The organism is Pseudomonas sp. LBUM920 (genome assembly GCF_003852315.1).
In the GTDB taxonomy this organism is placed as follows: Bacteria; Pseudomonadota; Gammaproteobacteria; order Pseudomonadales; family Pseudomonadaceae; genus Aquipseudomonas.
On sequence record NZ_CP027762.1, the window covers coordinates 3976102 to 3994775 of the forward strand.

An 18674-nucleotide genomic window follows, 5' to 3' on the forward strand; every position below is an offset into this window, starting at 1 on the left:
GACCCATGTTCAAATATATTGGCGACATCGTTAAGGGTACCGGTACCCAGTTGCGAAGCCTGGTGATGGTTTTCGGTCACGGCTTTCGCAAACGCGACACCCTGCAATACCCGGAAGAAGCGGTGTACCTGCCGCCGCGCTATCGCGGCCGTATCGTACTGACCCGCGACCCCGATGGCGAGGAACGTTGCGTAGCCTGCAACCTGTGCGCCGTGGCGTGCCCGGTAGGTTGCATCTCCCTGCAGAAAGCTGAAACCGAAGACGGTCGCTGGTACCCGGACTTCTTCCGCATCAACTTCTCGCGCTGCATTTTCTGCGGCCTCTGCGAGGAAGCTTGCCCGACCACCGCGATCCAGCTGACACCGGATTTCGAGATGGCCGAGTTCAAACGTCAGGACCTGGTGTACGAGAAAGAAGATCTGCTGATCTCTGGTCCCGGTAAAAACCCTGATTACAACTTCTATCGTGTTGCAGGTATGGCCGTTGCCGGTAAGCCGAAGGGCGCCGCACAAAACGAAGCCGAGCCGATCAACGTGAAGAGCTTGCTGCCTTAAGGAAGAAAGATGGAATTCGCTTTCTATTTCGCGTCGGGTATTGCAGTGGTGTCCACGCTTCGCGTGATCACCAACACCAACCCCGTGCACGCCCTGCTCTACCTGATCATTTCGCTGATCGCCGTGGCCATGACCTTCTTCAGCCTGGGCGCACCGTTCGCCGGTGTCCTGGAAGTGATCGCCTACGCCGGCGCCATCATGGTGCTGTTCGTGTTTGTGGTGATGATGCTCAACCTGGGGCCGGCTTCGGTCGCCCAGGAACGCGTCTGGCTCAAGCCCGGCATCTGGCTTGGCCCGGTAATCCTCGCAGCGTTGCTGCTGGGTGAACTGCTGTATGTCTTGTTCGCTCACCAGAGCGGCCAGGCCATCGGCCACACCACCGTAGACGCCAAAGCCGTAGGCGTCAGCCTGTTCGGCCCGTACCTGCTGGTGGTCGAACTGGCTTCGATGCTGCTGCTCGCTGCAGCCATCACCGCCTTCCACTTGGGCCGCAACGAAGCCAAGGAGCAATGACGATGCCTGCTATCCCTTTGGAGCATGGTCTGGCGGTCGCCGGCATCCTGTTCTGCCTTGGCCTGGTCGGCCTGATGGTTCGCCGTAACATTTTGTTCGTGTTGATGAGCCTGGAAATCATGATGAACGCTGCGGCACTGGCCTTCATCGTGGCAGGTAGCCGTTGGGGCCAGCCGGATGGACAAGTCATGTTCATTCTGGTGATCAGCCTGGCAGCCGCCGAGGCCAGTATTGGCCTGGCGATCCTGCTGCAACTGTATCGTCGCTTCCACACGCTTGATATCGACGCTGCCAGTGAGATGCGCGGATGAACATGATCTTTCTGACTTTCGTATTTCCCCTGATCGGTTTCCTGCTGCTGTCGTTCTCCCGTGGACGCTGGTCGGAAAACCTGTCTGCCCTGATCGGTGTGGGTTCCATTGGCCTGTCGGCGATTGTCGCTGCCTACGTCATCTGGCAATTCAACGTGGCACCGCCCGAAGGCGGCCACTACACCCTGGTGCTGTGGCAGTGGATGTCGGTGGACGGCTTCAAGCCCAACTTCGCCCTCTACGTCGACGGCCTGTCGATCACCATGCTCGGCGTGGTGGTCGGTGTGGGCTTCCTCATCCACCTGTTCGCGTCCTGGTACATGCGCGGTGAAGCGGGCTACTCGCGCTTCTTCTCGTACACCAACCTGTTTATCGCCAGCATGCTGTTTCTGGTGCTGGGCGATAACCTGTTGTTCCTGTACTTCGGCTGGGAAGGCGTGGGCCTGTGCTCGTACCTGTTGATCGGTTTCTACTACAGCAACCGCAACAACGGTAACGCGGCACTCAAGGCGTTCATCGTTACCCGCATCGGCGACGTGTTCATGGCCATCGGCCTGTTCATCCTGTTCCAACAAGTGGGCACGTTGAACATCCAGGAACTGCTGGTGCTGGCGCCGCAGAAATTCCAGATCGGTGACTTCTGGATCACCCTGGCTACCCTGATGCTGCTGGGCGGCGCGGTCGGTAAATCTGCGCAACTGCCACTGCAAACCTGGCTGGCGGATGCGATGGCTGGCCCTACTCCCGTTTCCGCACTGATTCACGCGGCAACCATGGTAACCGCCGGTGTCTACCTGATCGCGCGTACCCATGGCCTGTTCACCCTGGCGCCGGAAATCCTGCACCTGGTGGGCCTGGTCGGCGGCGTGACGCTGGTACTGGCCGGCTTTGCCGCGCTGGTGCAGACCGACATCAAGCGTATCCTCGCCTACTCGACCATGAGCCAGATCGGCTACATGTTCCTGGCCCTGGGCGTCGGCGCCTGGGACGCGGCGATCTTCCACCTGATGACCCACGCCTTCTTTAAAGCCCTGCTGTTCCTTGCTTCCGGTGCGGTGATCGTTGCCTGCCACCACGAGCAGAACATCTTCAAGATGGGTGGCCTGTGGAAGAAACTGCCGTTGGCCTACGCCAGCTTCATCGTCGGCGGTGCCGCTCTGGCGGCCCTGCCGTTGGTGACCGCAGGTTTCTACTCCAAAGACGAAATCCTCTGGGAAGCCTTTGCCAGCGGTAACCAGAACCTGCTGTACGCAGGCCTGGTGGGTGCCTTCATGACCTCGCTGTACACCTTCCGCCTGATCTTCATCACCTTCCACGGTGAAGCCAAGACCGAAGCACACGCAGGCCACGGCATCTCCCACTGGTTGCCACTGTCGGTGCTGATCATCCTGTCGACCTTCATCGGCGCCATGATCACCCCACCACTGGCCGGCGTACTGCCGGAAAGCGCTGGCCATGCCGGCGGCGCTGCCAAGCACAGCCTGGAAATCGCCTCGGGCGCCATCGCCATCGCCGGTATCCTGCTGGCGGCACTGCTGTTCCTGGGCAAGCGTCGCTTCGTGACGGCGGTTGCCAACAGCGGCATTGGCCGTTTCCTGTCGGCCTGGTGGTTCGCCGCCTGGGGCTTCGATTGGATCTACGACAAGCTGTTCGTCAAGCCATACCTTGCTATCAGCCACATTCTGCGCAAAGACCCGCTCGACCAGACCATCGGTTTGATCCCGCGTGCTGCCAAGGCCGGTCACACCGCCCTGAGCCGCAGCGAGACTGGCCAGCTGCGTTGGTATGCAGCTTCCATGGCCGTCGGTGCCGTGCTGGTGATCGGCGCCATCGTTGTGGTAGCGGTCTGACTATGAACATTGCGTACTTTGCGAACTTGCGAAAGGAAACGAGCCCGTCATGATTCTGCCCTGGCTAATCCTGATCCCCTTTATCGGCGGCCTGCTCTGCTGGATGGGTGAACGCTTCGGCGCCACCCTCCCCCGCTGGATTGCGTTGCTGACCATGTCCCTGGAACTCGCACTCGGCCTTTGGCTGTGGGCGCATGGCGACTATTCATTTGCTCCGGCACCGGGCGTCGATCCCACCTTCGCGCTTGAATTCAAGCACGTGTGGATCCAGCGCTTCGGCATCAACGTGCACCTGGCCCTCGACGGACTGTCGCTGTTGATGATCCTGCTGACCGGCCTGCTGGGTATCCTCTCGGTACTCTGCTCCTGGAAAGAGATTCAGCGTCACGTGGGCTTCTTCCACCTGAACCTGATGTGGATTCTGGGCGGCGTTGTCGGCGTGTTCCTGGCGCTGGACCTGTTCATGTTCTTCTTCTTCTGGGAAATGATGCTGGTGCCGATGTACTTCCTCATCGCGCTCTGGGGTCACAGTTCTTCGGACGGCAAGAAAACCCGGATCTACGCGGCGACCAAGTTCTTCATCTTCACCCAGGCTTCCGGCCTGATCATGTTGGTGGCGATCCTGGGTCTGGTACTGGTCAACTTCAACAACACCGGCGTGATTACCTTCAACTACGCCGACCTGTTGAAAACCAAGATGTCGCTGACCACCGAGTACATCCTGATGCTGGGCTTCTTCATCGCGTTCGCGGTGAAGCTGCCGGTGGTGCCGTTCCACTCCTGGTTGCCTGACGCTCACGCCCAGGCGCCGACCGCAGGTTCCGTGGACCTGGCCGGTATTCTGCTGAAAACCGCTGCGTACGGCCTGCTGCGTTTCGCCCTGCCGCTGTTCCCGAATGCCTCGGCCGAGTTTGCGCCGATCGCCATGACCCTGGGTCTGATCGGGATCTTCTACGGTGCGTTCCTGGCCTTTGCGCAAACCGACATCAAGCGTCTGATTGCCTTCTCGTCCGTTTCCCACATGGGCTTCGTACTGATCGGCATCTACTCCGGCAGCCAACTGGCGCTGCAAGGCGCTGTGATCCAGATGTTGGCCCACGGTGTTTCGGCCGCAGCCCTCTTTATCCTTAGTGGTCAGCTGTACGAGCGCCTGCACACCCGTGACATGCGTGAAATGGGTGGCGTGTGGTCGCGCATCGCCTACCTGCCGGCGATCAGCCTGTTCTTTGCCGCCGCGTCCCTGGGCTTGCCGGGCACCGGTAACTTCATCGGCGAGTTCCTGATCCTCATGGGTTCGTTCGTGCACACGCCGTGGATCAGCGCCATCGCTACCTCCGGCCTGGTATTCGGTTCGGTCTACTCGCTGATCATGATCCACCGTGCGTACTTCGGTCCGGCCAAGTCCGACACCGTGCTGCACGGGATGGATGCTCGCGAACTGATCATGGTGCTCGGCCTTGCGGTGCTGCTGATCTACATCGGCGTGTACCCGCAACCGTTCCTGGACACTTCTGCCGCGACGATGCATGGCGTGCAGCAGTGGTTCGGCACCGCCTTCACTCAACTCGCTTCGGCACGGTAAGAGCGCTATGGAATTCACGATCCAACACTTTATCGCGCTTGCGCCGCTGCTGATCACCAGCCTCACCATTGTGGTGGTGATGCTGGCGATCGCCTGGCGCCGCAATCACTCGCAAACGTTCCTGCTGTCCTGTGCCGGTTTGAACCTGGCCCTGCTGTCGATTATCCCGGCACTCAAGGTTGCGCCACTGGCGGTCACCCCGCTGATGATGATCGATGACTTCGCGCTGCTGTACATCGCGTTGATCCTGGTCGCCACACTGGCGTGCGTGACACTCGCCCACGCCTACCTCGGCGAAGGCGGCACGGGCTACCCGGGCAACAAGGAAGAGCTGTACCTGCTGATCCTGCTGGCTGCGGCCGGCGGTATCGTGCTGGTCAGCGCGCAGCACCTGGCCGGCTTGTTCATCGGCCTGGAACTGCTGTCGATCCCGACTTACGGCCTGGTGGCCTACGCCTTCTTCAACAAGCGTTCCCTGGAAGCCGGCATCAAGTACATGGTGCTGTCGGCCGCCGGTTCCGCGTTCCTGTTGTTCGGTATGGCCCTGCTTTATGCAGAAGCCGGCAGCCTGAGCTTCACCGGTATCGGTCACGCCCTGGCCACCACCAGCATGCCTGCGCCGATTGCCCAACTGGGCCTGGCGATGATGCTGATCGGCTTGGCGTTCAAGCTGTCCTTGGTGCCTTTCCACCTGTGGACCCCGGACGTGTACGAAGGCGCCCCGGCGCCGGTGGCTGCGTTCCTGGCCACGGCCTCCAAGGTTGCGGTGTTTGCGGTGATGGTGCGTCTGTTCCAGATCTCGCCTGCTGCCAACACCGGCGTGCTGAGCAACGTGCTGACCGTGATCGCCATTGCGTCGATCCTGTTCGGTAACCTGCTGGCATTGACGCAGAACAACCTCAAGCGTCTGCTCGGTTATTCGTCCATCGCCCACTTCGGCTACCTGCTGATCGCCCTGGTGGCGAGCAAAGGTCTGGCCGTGGAAGCCATGGGCGTGTACCTGGTCACCTACGTGATCACCAGCCTCGGCGCGTTCGGCGTGATCACGCTGATGTCCTCGCCGTTCAAAGGCCGTGACGCCGACGCCCTGTACGAATACCGCGGCCTGTTCTGGCGCCGTCCGTACCTGACCGCCGTGCTCACGGTGATGATGCTGTCGCTGGCCGGTATCCCGCTGACCGCAGGCTTTATCGGTAAGTTCTACATCGTTGCTACGGGTGTTGAGGCTCACGAATGGTGGTTGGTTGCGTCCCTGGTACTGGGCAGCGCCATCGGCGTGTTCTACTACCTGCGTGTGATGGTCACCCTGTACTTGATCGAGCCAAACCTGCGCCGTGTGGACGCTGAGCTGCACTGGGAACAGAAAGCCGGTGGCGTGATGCTGCTGGCGATCGCCCTGCTTGCCTTCTTCCTGGGTGTGTACCCACAACCGTTGCTCACCCTGGTGCAGCACGCGGTACTGGGCGTTTGATCGCTTAGGTCTATGCGGTAAACAGAACGGCGCCTTCGGGCGCCGTTTTACGTTTTGGGGGAATGTGTTGGGCGAGGTGTCTGGAGTTCTTGGTACATGTCCGGTATTTGGGTTGGGGCTGGTATGGGTTCCGCCCTTACGGCGGGTCACTTTGGAAAAGCCCCAAAGTAACCAAAGGGCTCTTGCCCCACCACTCGGCACCTCGCCTGGGCTCGGTGTGCCCTCACTCCGGCTTGAATCCGTGGGCCGCCGTGACGGGCCATCCATGGCCCAACACGGCTAACCCGGCGTCCTGCCGGGTTACCCACGGATTCAAACCTGCGTTCGGCCAGCGTGGTTTAACGGGGCGCCTAAGATCAAAGTCAAAAGCAGATCAAGATCAAAAGCAGAGCACGGCGGCCTGGTAGCCGACCTGAGTGGTTGGATCAAAAGCAAAGCCGAGGCGGCCTGACAGCCGACCTGATCTTGGAAGCTGAACTCAATCAAATGTGGGAGCTGGCTTGCCTGCGATGGCATCAACTCGGTGTACCTGATGTATCGAGTTGCCTGCATCGCAGGCAAGCCAGCTCCCACAGAAAAACAGAGCACAGCCGTTTGGCGGCTGTACCCAGTTGGAGTGGTTGGATCAAAAGCACAGCCAAGGCGGCCTGGCAGCCGGCCTGATCCCGAGAGCTGAACTCAATCAAAGGTGGGAGCTGGCTTGCCTGCGATGGCATCAACTCGGTGTACCTGATGGACCGAGTTGTCTACATCGCAGGCAAGCCAGCTCCCACAGAAAAACAGTGCACAGCCGTCTGGCGGCTGTACCCTGTTGGAGTGGTTAGATCAAAAGCACAGCCAAGGCGGCCTGGCAGCCGACCTGATCCTGGAAGCTGAACTCAATCAAAGGTGGGAGCTGGCTTGCCTGCGATGGCATCAACCCGGTGGGCCTGATAGACCGAGTTGCCTGCATCGCAGGCAAGCCAGCTCCCACAGAAAACAGAGCACAGCCGTCTGGCGGCTGGAACCGGTTGGAGTGTTTAGATCAAAAGCACAGCCAAGGCGGCCTGGCAGCCGACCTGATTCTGGAGGCTGAACTCAATCAAAAGTGGGAGCTGGCTTGCCTGCGATGGCATCAACTCGGTGTACCTGATGTACCGAGTTGCCTGCACCGCAGGCAAGCCAGCTCCCACAGAAAAACAGTGCACAGCCGTTTGGCGGCTGTACCCAGTTGGTGTGGTTAGATCAAAAGCACAGCCAAGGCGGCCTGGCAGCCGACCTGATCCTGGAGGCTGAACCCAATCAAAGGTGGGAGCTGGCTTGCCTGCGATGGCATCAACTCGGTGTTCCTGATGTCCCGAGTTGTCTGCATCGCAGGCAAGCCAGCTCCCACAGAAAAACAGAGCACAGCCGTCTGGCGGCTGTACCCAGTTGGAGTGGTTAGATCAAAAGCAAAGCCAAGGCGGCCTGGCAGCCGACCTGATCCCGAGAGCTGAACCCAATCAAATGTGGGAGCTGGCTTGCCTGCGATAGCATCAACTCGGTGTACCTGATGTACCGAGTTGCCTGCATCGCAGGCAAGCCAGCTCCCACAGAAAAACAGAGCACAACCGTCTGGCGGCTGTACCCAGTTGGAGTGGTTGGATCAAAAGCAAGGCCAAGGCGGCCTGGCAGCCGACCTGATGCTGGAGGCTGAACTCGGTTGAATTGTGGGAGCGGGCTTGCTCGCGAATGCGTTGGATCAGTGACACATGAGCTGGCAGACACAGCGCCTTCGCGAGCAAGCCCGCTCCCACATCTGGATTTCAGTACATCAGGTAGATGAGCTTTTGCCCTGCTGTTACTTCTGTCCCCCCAAGTCGGCTACTAGGCCGCTGTGCTCTTGCGCCCCCTGGAGCACTGGGAGCAAGGCCCGAGCCAGGCCGAATGCCCAGGCCGCTGCCTTGATTCGGCTGGTGGCACGGCTTCCGGAAACAGTGGCGCAGCCCGCTGCGCTAAGCTGATAAATCAAGCCCCGACAGGTCCGGGGCTATTGGCGGGTGTCTAGCGGCCGCCGAGCATCTCGGCAAAGGTATCGCTGCCCGGCAACCCCTCGCCCACCCACACCGACGGCGCCACGCGCGGTGAGCCCTCAGTCCAGAACAGCGAGTGGCCCGCGAGGGCCAACGGGTCAATCCACGCACTCAGTTGCGGCATGCCATCGCCGATACGCTGCGGGTCAGGCAGGTCCAGCCAGCGTGGAGCAACAACAACCGTGCTGGCATGACGCGCTGGCGCCCAGCGCCCGGGTGACGGCATCGCCACCATGGCCTCATCGAACACTTCGAGGGAAAACGTCTCGCTCAATGCCGACAACGCCAGCCGCTCCAACCGGCCATACCACAGCGCATCCTGCTCCAGGCGCATCAACAACGGCGCATCGTCCCCGGCGCAGGCGAGGGTCAACGGAAAATAACGCCCCACCCTGTCCACGCTCGGGATCATCACGCCCGCCCAGCCTTGCTCACCGCACACGCCCGCCGCCAGCGCAAAGCGCCAGATCGGGCTGCACAGATAGGCCTCCAGCCACTGTGCCCCCAGGCGCTCCCGACTGCATTGCAAACCGCCCTGCAACCACGCATCCCAACGGTTCAAGAACACGGCAGGCAACCGGCGACTGACAAAATCCCCATGGCTGACGACCTTGCCGAAAAATCCATTCATGGCTGATCCCTAAAAGCTGCCGGGGCAATGGAAAGACTCCAGGCCATCACGGCGGAACGGGTTGATCACACTGCTGGCGCGCAACAGGTACACCACCCGATGGCCCTCCACAGTGAACGTCAGTTGCAGCTGCTCGCCCTGGGCGCTGACCACGGCCTTGTCCATCATCCGCAGCCAACCCCAAGGGCCATCGCTGCGCAAGGGGCTGACCAACGCGGGGGTGGCGTCCAGACGCACCAGGCCGCCGGATTTGCCGCTGGGTAACGACAGGCTGGTGAAGTCGGCCACACTGCCCGCCTCGTACACCACCGGCTGGCCATCGATGTCCAGATTGACCTTGGTCAGCCCAGGGTCGGCACTCAGGGGTTTCAGGTCAAAGCGCATCGATGGCTGACGTGCGCCGGCCACGAAGAACATATCCCGCAGTTTGGCGCCACGCTGGAACTGGTTAAGCACATCCTGGGAGATATTCAGCGGCGTCACACCGCTGGAGCGCCAGCGCCATGGGTTGCCGCTCATGTCGACATAGGCCGCAAGGTTCTTGCTGAAAAAGTCGTCCATCAAGCCGCCCGGACCGAAGAACTTGCCGAAGTCGTCGGCAGTGGCGTCGCGACCAGAACTGCGCACCAGCGGGTAACGTCCGTCAATCGCAGCCCGGCAGAACGGTGCGCCGGAGGCCTCCCACAGCGCATTCAGCCGCGCCTTTTCATTGCCCAGCGTCAACGCCGTACCGCCCGATTCCACATCCCGCAGCAGCGCCGACAGCGGCGCTGGCAAGGTATCGCCGGAGCGCTTCAGGCGCGCCAGCACTTCGTTGGACGGTGCCGGCGCGGCGCTGCGACGGGCCGCGTCAGCACTGTCGAAAAACTGCCCGGCGTCCTTCAAGGAGGCCAGTACCTCATCCAGCGGTTGCGGCCCGGTGCCCGTGCCCACCAGGCGATGCAACGCTGCGAAATGCTGGTCCACCGGGTTGGCCTGGGCATCCACGGGCGCCGCGGGGCTGTCGCCGCCCAAGGCCGATTGCAACCTCTGGGTGGCGGCGGCGATTTTGTCACGCACGCGTTGGTCGGTGTCTTGGCTGGTTGCCGAGGTCAGGGCACCGTCCAGGGTGGTCTCCCTGGACACGGCCTGCAGCAAGGCCCGCAACGGTGAATCACTGGCAGCCAGCACCGTGGTCACCAGCGAGGCCTGGCCCAGGCTGGTCAACGGCGACAGGTGCACATCGGCAAGAAACGTATCCCACTGGCGAATGTAGTCGGCGTAATACAGCTCCAGCACCGCTGCCTGCATCGCCGGGTTGCCACCGGCGATCTGCGCCGACTCCTGGCGGTCCAGCACCCAGCTGTCCTTGGCCATGTCAGTCACGGCTTGTGGCGTTTTGTCGGTCAGCTCACGGTATCCGGCGAGGCGGTACACGCCACTGACCCCACGGGACAGCGGCTCGCCACTGGCACGCGTAAACAGCGACGACACGTCCCGCCCCACCGCACTGTTGACGCTCAACTCCGGCAAGTGCTGCTGTTCGACAAGGCGCTTGACCCGGTTATAGATGCGCTGAGACAACGGCATGCTGGCCAGCGCCAGGCGCACTTTGGCGATCAACGCGCTGTCCAGTGGCACCGGCTCGGCCTCATCGTCGGCCTCCAACAACGCCGACACATGCTCCGACAACTGCTGCAGTTGCGCCGGTGTCGCCTGGGGCAGCTCACGGCGCCAATCCACATCGACCCACGCCTGCACCGACGCGGCGTCGAAGTATTGCCGCTCGCCAAGCATCAAGTAGGCGCGCAGGGTTTCGTACAAAAACTCCTGATTGCTCGCGTCGCCACGGCGCAGGGCGTTTTCCATATTGGCGACGATGTGCGGCATAAGCGTGCTGCGAAGCAGGCGGCGATACAGGGTCACCGCACCAGCGCCGAGTTTGTTGCCCTGATACAGGCCCATGCGGCTGAGCAACGGCACGCTGTTATCGCCATCGCTATAGCCGCTGGGCAATGCGCGTGCGGCATTGAGCAAGGGCAACGTCACCAGCACATCGCCTTCAGTGGGCAGCGCCTTGGCCAACTGCGCGACCTGGGCGGCGGCACTCGACGCGTCGGCGATCAGTTGCAGGTTGCGGTTGTAACTGATGGTCATCGCCGCCAGCAGCAGCACGAACACGGCTGCTGCGGCTATCCGCCCAGCCCTTGCGAGCAGTTGGCGCCGGCGTTGCTCTTGATGATTGACCCCGGCCAGTCCGGCTTCCTTGAAGATCACCTCGCGCAACAAACGGGTAATGAAGTAACTGCGCCCACTGGCGACATTCGGCGCCAGGACCTTGCGGCCCAGGCCGAACGAGGCAGCCAGCGAGGTCAACACCCGGTCAATCGGGCTGCCTTCCTGGGTGCCGCTGGTGAAATACACGCCGCGCAACAGCGCGGGCTCCTGATAACGGTTGGCTTCAAACACGGTGTTGAGAAAGCGCGTCAGGCCATCGCCAAGGCTGGCGAACTGCTGCGGGAAACTGTAGAGCAAGGCGCGGCGCGACAGGTCGCGCTCTTGCTGCAAGCGTTCCAGCACACGCCGTTGCAACTGGCGCTCCAGCGCATCGAACTCGCTTGGGAACGACGCCAAACCGCTGTCCGGCTGCGCCGGTTGTGGCAGCGCGAATGTCACGCCCCACACCTGCGCACGCTCATCGCGGCCAAAGGTCTCGAAAAACTCCGAAAACCCGGCCAGCAAGTCGCACTTGGTGATGATCACATACACCGGAAACCGCAGGCCCAAACGCTCATACAGCTCGGTGATGCGCGTGCGGATCGCCACGGCCTGGGCCTGGCGCTGGGCGTCGGTCTGTTGCAGCAAATCGCTGACACTCAAGGCCACGATCACACCGTTGACCGGGCGCTGGCGGCGGTATTTTTTCAGCAGGTCAAGAAAGCCGCCCCACGCCGCCTTGTCGACTTCGCTGTAACTGTCCTGAGTGGTGTAGCGCCCGGCGGTATCCAGCAGCACCGCCTCATCGGTGAACCACCAATCGCAATGGCGCGTGCCGCCAACGCCGCCGATGGCGCCGGAGCCCATCGCCTCACGCAGCGGGAACTGCAGGCCGGAATGGGTCAGCGCAGTGGTTTTGCCACTGCCCGGTGCGCCGACGAACATGTACCACGGCAGCTGATACAGGTACTGCCCGCTCATCTTCCAGCCGGGGTTGGCCTTGCGCAGCACCGCCATGGCCGAACGCATGCGCTCGCCCAGTTCGGCCACTTCGGCCTGGGTTTCACGCACACCGGGCGCCACCACCGGCGCCTCGGCCACACCCGCCATCAAGCCACGGTTGGCGCGCCACGCCCGCCACAGGCGCCAGGCAAAATAGCCGGCCCATATCAGCACAAACAGCGCGATCAAGGCCCAACGCCGTGACTCCGGCGCCAGCGGTTCGCTGCCGTTGAACGCCAGCAACGGGCCTTCATACCACACCAGCAACGACAGCAACGCCACGCCGATCAGCGACAGCAACCACGGTTTGAGCAGCCACAGGATGAAGCGCTCCACCGGGGACCATAACAACGAAAAAAGCGTAGAGAAGTTCATGGCTATTGCGCCTGGGAAGGGATCAACACAGTGATATCGACGCGACGGTTACGCGCGCGATTCGCCGCTGAATCGTTGGGGACCAGCGGCTCGGTTTCGCCCCGGCCTTCGCTGCGGTAACGCTCGGCCGGCCCGGCGCGCTGGGCGAGCAAACGGGCCACGGTCTTGGCGCGGGCCTGGGACAAGTCGAAGTTGGAGCCCAGCCGCGACGTCGCCGATGGCCGTACGTTGTCGGTATGCCCGACCACCACCACAGCCCCCGACACGGTGGCCAGGGCATCGCCGATGCGCGCCAGCAAGCCGTCGAAGTTGCTCGACACCTCGGCGCTGCCCGAAGCAAACACGCCGTCGCCACGCAAGGTGATCACTGAGCGGTCGGCACTGTCCTTGACCGCCACCAGGCCCTGGGCCACTTCGGGTGCGAGAAAACCGGCCAGGCGCACCGGAGCCGGTGTCGCCGGCACCGCCACCTTGAGCGGCGAGGCCACACGAATCGATCCCAGTTGCGCAAACACCGGGTCGGAGGCACGGTTGAGCAACCAGCTATACGTGAGCTGCACACTCAGCAACAGCACCGCCGCCACCGACGCCATGACCCACACCGGCACCCGACGCAGCATCGACGCTTGCGGTGCTTGTGCGCCGCGCCAGCGTGGCGACAGTTCCTGCTCCTGATTGCCGCGCTGCTGGTTGATCAACTGCAGCAGGCGCTCGCGCAGCAGACCCAATTGATCCAGGCCGCGATCCAGCACCCGATAACGCCCTTCCAGGCCCAACGCCAGGCACAGATACATCAACTCCAGCACGTCGATGTGGGTGCGCAGGTCCTGGCTCAGGCGCTGCAGGATCATGAAGAACTTCTCGCCGCCCCACGCCTCGTTATGAAAAGTCACCAGCAGGCTGCGGCTGCCCCACACACCCGCGCCCCAGGGGGTGCTGGCGATGGTTTCGTCCACCAGCGTGCACAGCGCGTAGCGCGCGGCGGCCACGGTTTCCACATCGACCTGGCTGGCGCGCGCCTGGGCTTCAAAGGCCTGCACCGCCTGGATCAAGCGCTGGCGCAAGCTCTCCATGTCCGGCATTGCCGTCATCGTGCGCAGCGGCACCACCAGGTCGAGCAACGGGTTGGCTGCGCGCACCAGCGAGTTGAGCCCCTGGCCATGAACCACCAGCGCGGCACGCGGCACATCGGCCGTCGGCAGCACCGGCGGCGTGGCCCGACGCCCGCCTGGCGTGGGAATCAGCAAGGTGCGGTCAGGGTCTTGGCCGCCTTCAAAAGCGTCGTTCACGTCAGTCACCTTGCCTTAGTTGCGGATGGCCCAGAACTGCAGGTCCAGCCCCGGAAAAACCCCGGCGATGTGCATGGCAAAGCCGGCCGACTGGCTCAGCAATTGCCAATATTCACTGCTGCGATCAAGTTCGAAATAGGTAAAGCCGGCATGAAACGGCAACTGCCGTGGCGCCACCGGCAAGGGGCGCAAACCAATACCGGGCAATTGCAGGTTGACCAGGTCGCGGATCTTCTCTACCGAACCGATCTTGACCTGCGGCGGAAAGCCGTTGCGCACGCTTTCGGCGGACATCTGCGCCTGCACCGCCAGAATAAACGTGGCCGAGCGCAGCAACTCCTGGTCCGGCAGCACGGCCACGCGAATGCCGTATTGGCGCTCCTCCAACGGGATCGCGATGGCGCGTACATCCATCACCGCCGACAATGCGCGGCGCAGGTCGAGCATCACCGGGGCGAAGGTTTCCGCCAGCGCGCCGTGGCGGTACACCGGGTACGCGGCCGCGCGTTTATCGTCACGGGTAAAGGTCGCCAACTCACCGGCCAGGGCCGCGAGATCGCGGTACAGCTGCTCAGGGTGCAAACCGGTCATGGCCGACAAATGCCGCACCAGCGGCAGGCTGCGGTTGAGCACCTGCAACAGCAGGAAATCGGCGATTTCCGCCGCGCCGCTGCCATCCGGCCGGGTCAGGCGCGAGGCCAGCGCCTCAACTCGTTGCTGCAGCAGACCGAGCAGCTCATCGACAAACGCACGCAAGCGCTCGGCAGCGCGAATGTCCAGGCACGGTGGGCAGTATTCGCGGTCGAGCACCACGCTTTTATCCGCGCGTTTTTCCACCACATGGGCAATGCCGAGCACCGTGTAGGCATCGGCCACATCGCCTTCAAACGCCAGGCGCAAGCGCAGTTTGCCGATGCTCATCAGCGCGCTGCTGTCCAGGCCATTGCTGTCCCAGGCTTCGTATTCACTGCTGCGGTGGCGCGCGAAATTTTCAAAGCTTGGGTTGTCGTCAACCTCCGCCACACCGGGGCGCAGGCTCGGCAAGGCCAGCACAACCTTGAGGTCACGGGCGTCGTCGGGGATCTCCAGCGGCAGCGGCATGGCATCGTCAAACGGCAGGCCCACCGGCGTGCCGTCGGGCAATATGCCGCTGTAGGCGAGCAGCGACAGCTTGCCCATGGCCAACTGTTGCGGGTCGATTTGCACGTTGGAAAAGCCCCAGCCGTAAGCACGCAAGCTGGCCACGCGAGCTTCCAACTGGGCCTGCAGGAAACGGTCGTGCTGCTGCAGGTGCTGAGGCTGCAGCAACATGCCTTCGGACCAGACTACTTTGTTATTCCAGGACATAAATTCTTCTCTCAACTTAACCAGGGGTCTTGCGGCGAGCGGGCTTGCTGTGGCGAGCGGGCTTGCCCCGCGTTGGGCTGCGCAGCAGCCCCCTACTGCCTCATCCGCGCCACCTGTTCCTCATAAGCCTTGGAAAACAGCTCCCCAAACAGCCGCTGCAAATCCTCGTCAGCATCCCGCGCCAGGTCTTCGTAGCGCTCCACCAGGCGATCCCACAAACGCGCCTTGCGCCGCGCCGGCATCCATTTGTCGAGCGCGCCGTGGGTGGTGCGGCGCTGCTCGACCCGCGCCGGGTCAAAGCGCTGCACCACGGCGCCAAGGGCTGCACGCATGCCGGCGATCACCGCCAGCTCATGGGCCTTGAGGTCGTCGAAAGACGCATTGAGTGCCTTGACCGGGCGCATATAGGCTGGCGAATCACCGTTAAGCATCTGGGTCAGGGCGCTGTCGGCGTCGGGAAAGAACTTCAACGGGTTGTTGGAATAGGCGCCGATCATGGTCATGTCGATATGACTTTCACGCTTGGTCAGCGCGCGGGCCATGAGCACATCCATGGTGCCGCCGGTGGCGGCGCGCAGCATTTCGCCGACCAGTTGGGCAAGTTCGGTGGGCGCACGGGCGGTGTGCAGGTCAGGCAAACCCAGGCCCGTCAGCAGCGCCTGCAGCACCGCGCTGTCACGGGTGGGCGCGGTCACTGTGGGAGCGGGCTTGCCCGCGAAGGTCTCAGGGGCGCTGAGTTTTTCCTGGATCACCTCGTTATCGTTCATCTCTATCGCGGGCAAGCCGGCTGCCACATTTGGATCGCGAGCGACCGTGGGTTCGGTGGACAGGCCAAAGAGCGGGTCGTAATCATCCGGGATCACTGGCGGCTCGGCCTGCCACAGCGGCTTGTTGAACGCCTGCATCTGCGGCGCCACATGGTCGCTTTCGGTGCCGCGAAAAACCGGGGTCAGCGAGGGATTTAAACCCAGCGGGTCCGACAGCGGCATCGCCCCATCGAATAACGAATGGCCTTCCAGAATCCGCGCGCCTGCCAGGTCGTCGTGCAGCACCACCGGCACCACCACGTGCGGGTCGCGCAACAGCGGTGACGGCACCTCCAACGGTGGCAACGGCGCAGCGACCGGGGCCGGTGGCGGCACAAACAGCGGCGGCAGGATGCGCGTCGCCAAAGCATCGTCTTCGAGCACCGGCGCTGCGGGTTGCTCCAGGCGCACTTCCAGGCCGTAATCGCCAATCACCAGACGATCACCCGCCTCCAGCAACCGCTCCCGGCCATTGCCCAGCGGCCGCTCATTGACCAGGCTGGGGTTGCTGCCGGTGTCGGTCAGGTAAAACTGCTCACCACGCTGCTCGACGCGCGCGTGTACGCGCGAGATGTATTTGCCCGGATCGTCCAGGGTCAGGTCATTGTCCGGCCCACGCCCGATAGAACCACCGACCTCGGTAAAGCGGCAGATCACCTCGCCGGGCATCGGTTGGTCACGGTAGCTTTTAACCAGCAGGATCAGGTTCATAACGGGCTCCACAAAGGGTTATTTGCCATCGTCGGCCTCCTTGGGCGGCAGCGGCACGCCGGCAGGTCCGGTGGCCGCGGTCAGGGCCAGGGCGGTCGCCGCCGACGCGGCTTCGGGCAGCGGCAAGGGGATGATCGAGGCGAGGATCATCGCCGGGGTCAGGGTGAGGAAGGTCGAGCCGACTTTCAGCGTGATGGTGGCGCCGGCTTCGATCACCACGTTGGCACCACCCTTGATGTACATGTCCAGGCCCGCAGTGACGCCGGTCTTCAGGCCGCCGTTGATGATCATGTTGGCGCCGGCGGCCATCGACACATCGCCGCTGGCCTTCTCATTGCGATGGCCACCGACCGCCGAGTGCCGGTCGCCGCCGACTTTCTCGCGCAGGTCCTGATCGACCCTGGAATGGCGGTCACCACCGACCCAGTCCAGAGAATCCTTGAGCACGCGCTGGTCGAGGTTTTTCTGCGCGTGCAGGAACACCTGCTCCGCGCCCTTTTTGTCTTCAAAGCGCAGCTCGTTGTAGCCACCGCCGCCCTTGGACGAGTTGCTCTTGAGGGTGGAGCGCGTGGCGTTTTCCGGCAGTGCATACGGCGGCATGGTGTCGGCGTTGTAGACACTGCCGGTCACCAGTGGCTGGTCGGGATCACCCTCAAGAAAACTCACCACCACTTCCTGGCCGATGCGCGGCGTATACAGGCTGCCCCAGCGCTTGCCGGCCCAGCCCTGGGCCACGCGAATCCAGCACGAGCTGTTTTCATCGCGCTGGCCCTCGCGGTCCCAGTGGAACTGCACCTTGATGCGCCCGTATTTATCGGTCCAGATTTCCTCGCCCTGCTTGCCCACCACCAGGGCAGTCTGCGGGCCGCGCATCAGCGGCTTGCGCGTTACACAGGGCGCACGGAACTGCTGCTGGCGCGACAGCGCGACGAACTCGCAGCTCAACACCGGCGCAGGGTCGGCCGGCGGCGTCGGTTCATAGGTGTCGGAGGACAACGTGTAACGCGCCTCCAGCAGCAGGAACTGTGCGTTCTGCTCGCTGCGCGGGTGCTCGGTCAAGGTCATCAGCGCGCCGGGAAACAGCCCGCGCGCACGGGTGGCGCCCGTGACGCGCTGGGTGCCGGTGTGCAGCGACTCAATCAGGGTGCGCGCGTAGGTTTCGCCGTTTTTGCGCTCGGTGTATTTGCCCGGGTAGTCGTATCGCTCATGGCGCGCCTGCGGGTAACTGCCGGCCAGGGTCGATTTGGCCAACAGGTTGGCGCTGGGCTTTTCGAAGTCGAAATCCTGCAAGGTATAGCCGCCCGGCTCCACATCGCCGCCCATGCGCCAGTCGTAGATCACTTCGCTTTCGCGCATGGCGTGGTCTTCGGCGGGCATGAACCGCACCTGGGCATAACCTGGCGCCGGCGAGTGCGCGCCGTAGGAGTCGGCCAGCACCAGCGTGTGGCGCCCGGCAGCACTCTTGAAGCAGTAGTAGATGCCCTCCTGCTCCATCAGGCGGCTGACAAAGTTGAAATCGCTCTCGCGGTATTGCACGCAGTAAGTCAGCGCCTTGTAGCTGCCACTCAGGCCCGAGGTGTCGACATCGGCGATGCTGTAGGGCGCGAACACCTGCTTGAGGATGTCCGGCACGCTCAATTCCTGGAAGATCCGGCAGTCGCTGGCCAGCGTCAGGAACCACAGCCATGGCCGCAGCACCGCCTTGTAGGTGGAGTAGCGGCCCTGGCGCGTGCTGAACGAAAAGTGGCTGACATGCCCACTGAAGTAACGGCTGCCGCCCTTGGGCAAGTCCACCGCCACGCTCATCTGGGTGGCCAGCAGGTCGTCGATATTCAGGTCGGCGCGCTCGCTGTACAGCTCCAGGTGGTACTCACTGAGCCGGGACAACCCCTCCGTCGCCTGCATGCGCCGAAACAGCAGCACATCGGCGCCGAGGGTGCTGGTAACCTGGATCTCGCGATGAATCTGAGTCGTGGCCATAAGGG

General features: G+C 62.8%; 12 protein-coding genes and 1 pseudogene. 7 read left to right on the forward strand and 6 right to left on the reverse strand.

All coding sequences use genetic code 11. From position 1 onward, the window contains the following. Positions 1-5: 5 nt before the first annotated feature. The 7 genes and pseudogenes from nuoI to C4J83_RS30810 form a co-directional block, all read left to right on the forward strand. Positions 6-554, forward strand: a complete 549-nt coding sequence (nuoI, locus tag C4J83_RS18420; protein WP_003174725.1) for an NADH-quinone oxidoreductase subunit NuoI — start codon at positions 6-8, stop codon at positions 552-554. Between the two features lie 9 nt (positions 555-563). After that, positions 564-1067, forward strand: coding sequence for an NADH-quinone oxidoreductase subunit J (nuoJ, locus tag C4J83_RS18425; RefSeq protein ID WP_017137519.1), 504 nt, complete (start codon positions 564-566; stop codon positions 1065-1067). A 2-nt stretch (positions 1068-1069) separates the two neighbouring features. Beyond that, a complete protein-coding gene (gene nuoK / locus C4J83_RS18430) occupies positions 1070-1378 on the forward strand; it encodes an NADH-quinone oxidoreductase subunit NuoK (protein WP_003219560.1) in 309 nt (102 codons plus the stop codon). Continuing rightward, positions 1375-3228 carry an NADH-quinone oxidoreductase subunit L gene (gene nuoL / locus C4J83_RS18435; RefSeq protein ID WP_124417856.1) on the forward strand — a complete coding sequence of 618 codons (1854 nt, stop codon included), beginning with the start codon at positions 1375-1377 and terminating at the stop codon, positions 3226-3228. Before nuoK ends, nuoL begins: the two co-directional genes overlap by 4 nt. Before the next feature lie 49 nt (positions 3229-3277). Next, positions 3278-4810 carry an NADH-quinone oxidoreductase subunit M gene (nuoM, locus tag C4J83_RS18440; RefSeq protein ID WP_106579875.1) on the forward strand — a complete coding sequence of 511 codons (1533 nt, stop codon included), beginning with the start codon at positions 3278-3280 and terminating at the stop codon, positions 4808-4810. A gap of 7 nt (positions 4811-4817) precedes the next feature. Further along, positions 4818-6281: an NADH-quinone oxidoreductase subunit NuoN gene (gene nuoN / locus C4J83_RS18445; protein ID WP_106579876.1), complete on the forward strand. Its 1464-nt coding sequence runs from the start codon at positions 4818-4820 to the stop codon at positions 6279-6281. Positions 6282-8145: 1864 nt separating this feature from the next. Beyond that, positions 8146-8263, forward strand: a pseudogene (locus C4J83_RS30810) (helix-turn-helix domain-containing protein); the annotation flags it as partial. 40 nt (positions 8264-8303) lie between these two features. Here the strand turns inward: C4J83_RS30810 and tagF are convergent. The 6 genes from tagF to C4J83_RS18485 all read right to left on the reverse strand — a co-directional run bounded on the left by tagF (position 8304) and on the right by C4J83_RS18485 (position 18669). Then, positions 8304-8963, reverse strand: coding sequence for a type VI secretion system-associated protein TagF (gene tagF / locus C4J83_RS18460; protein ID WP_124417858.1), 660 nt, complete (start codon positions 8961-8963; stop codon positions 8304-8306). A gap of 9 nt (positions 8964-8972) precedes the next feature. After that, positions 8973-12536 (reverse strand): type VI secretion system membrane subunit TssM, encoded by a 3564-nt coding sequence (tssM, locus tag C4J83_RS18465; RefSeq protein ID WP_124417859.1) that lies wholly within the window; start codon positions 12534-12536, stop codon positions 8973-8975. 2 nt (positions 12537-12538) lie between these two features. Next, entirely contained in the window at positions 12539-13825 is a 1287-nt protein-coding gene (gene icmH, locus C4J83_RS18470; protein WP_124417860.1) for a type IVB secretion system protein IcmH/DotU, read from the reverse strand. A 15-nt stretch (positions 13826-13840) separates the two neighbouring features. Further along, on the reverse strand, positions 13841-15172 hold the full coding sequence (gene tssK / locus C4J83_RS18475) for a type VI secretion system baseplate subunit TssK (protein ID WP_106579880.1): 1332 nt from the start codon (positions 15170-15172) through the stop codon (positions 13841-13843). Between the two features lie 92 nt (positions 15173-15264). Beyond that, entirely contained in the window at positions 15265-16689 is a 1425-nt protein-coding gene (gene tagH, locus C4J83_RS18480) for a type VI secretion system-associated FHA domain protein TagH (RefSeq protein WP_124417861.1), read from the reverse strand. Positions 16690-16707: 18 nt separating this feature from the next. Continuing rightward, positions 16708-18669, reverse strand: coding sequence for a type VI secretion system Vgr family protein (locus C4J83_RS18485; RefSeq protein ID WP_124417862.1), 1962 nt, complete (start codon positions 18667-18669; stop codon positions 16708-16710). Between the last annotated feature and the right edge of the window lie 5 nt (positions 18670-18674).

Excerpts from the sequence above, each read along its gene's own strand:
- nuoI (WP_003174725.1), top strand. The coding sequence starts at position 6 with ATGTTCAAATATATTGGCGACATCGTTAAGGGTACCGGTACCCAGTTG.
- nuoJ (WP_017137519.1), top strand. The coding sequence starts at position 564 with ATGGAATTCGCTTTCTATTTCGCGTCGGGTATTGCAGTGGTGTCCACG.
- nuoK (WP_003219560.1), top strand. The coding sequence starts at position 1,070 with ATGCCTGCTATCCCTTTGGAGCATGGTCTGGCGGTCGCCGGCATCCTG.
- nuoL (WP_124417856.1), top strand. The coding sequence starts at position 1,375 with ATGAACATGATCTTTCTGACTTTCGTATTTCCCCTGATCGGTTTCCTG.
- nuoM (WP_106579875.1), top strand. The coding sequence starts at position 3,278 with ATGATTCTGCCCTGGCTAATCCTGATCCCCTTTATCGGCGGCCTGCTC.
- nuoN (WP_106579876.1), top strand. The coding sequence starts at position 4,818 with ATGGAATTCACGATCCAACACTTTATCGCGCTTGCGCCGCTGCTGATC.
- tagF (WP_124417858.1), bottom strand. The coding sequence starts at position 8,963 with ATGAATGGATTTTTCGGCAAGGTCGTCAGCCATGGGGATTTTGTCAGT.
- tssM (WP_124417859.1), bottom strand. The coding sequence starts at position 12,536 with ATGAACTTCTCTACGCTTTTTTCGTTGTTATGGTCCCCGGTGGAGCGC.
- tssK (WP_106579880.1), bottom strand. The coding sequence starts at position 15,172 with ATGTCCTGGAATAACAAAGTAGTCTGGTCCGAAGGCATGTTGCTGCAG.
- tagH (WP_124417861.1), bottom strand. The coding sequence starts at position 16,689 with ATGAACCTGATCCTGCTGGTTAAAAGCTACCGTGACCAACCGATGCCC.
- C4J83_RS18485 (WP_124417862.1), bottom strand. The coding sequence starts at position 18,669 with ATGGCCACGACTCAGATTCATCGCGAGATCCAGGTTACCAGCACCCTC.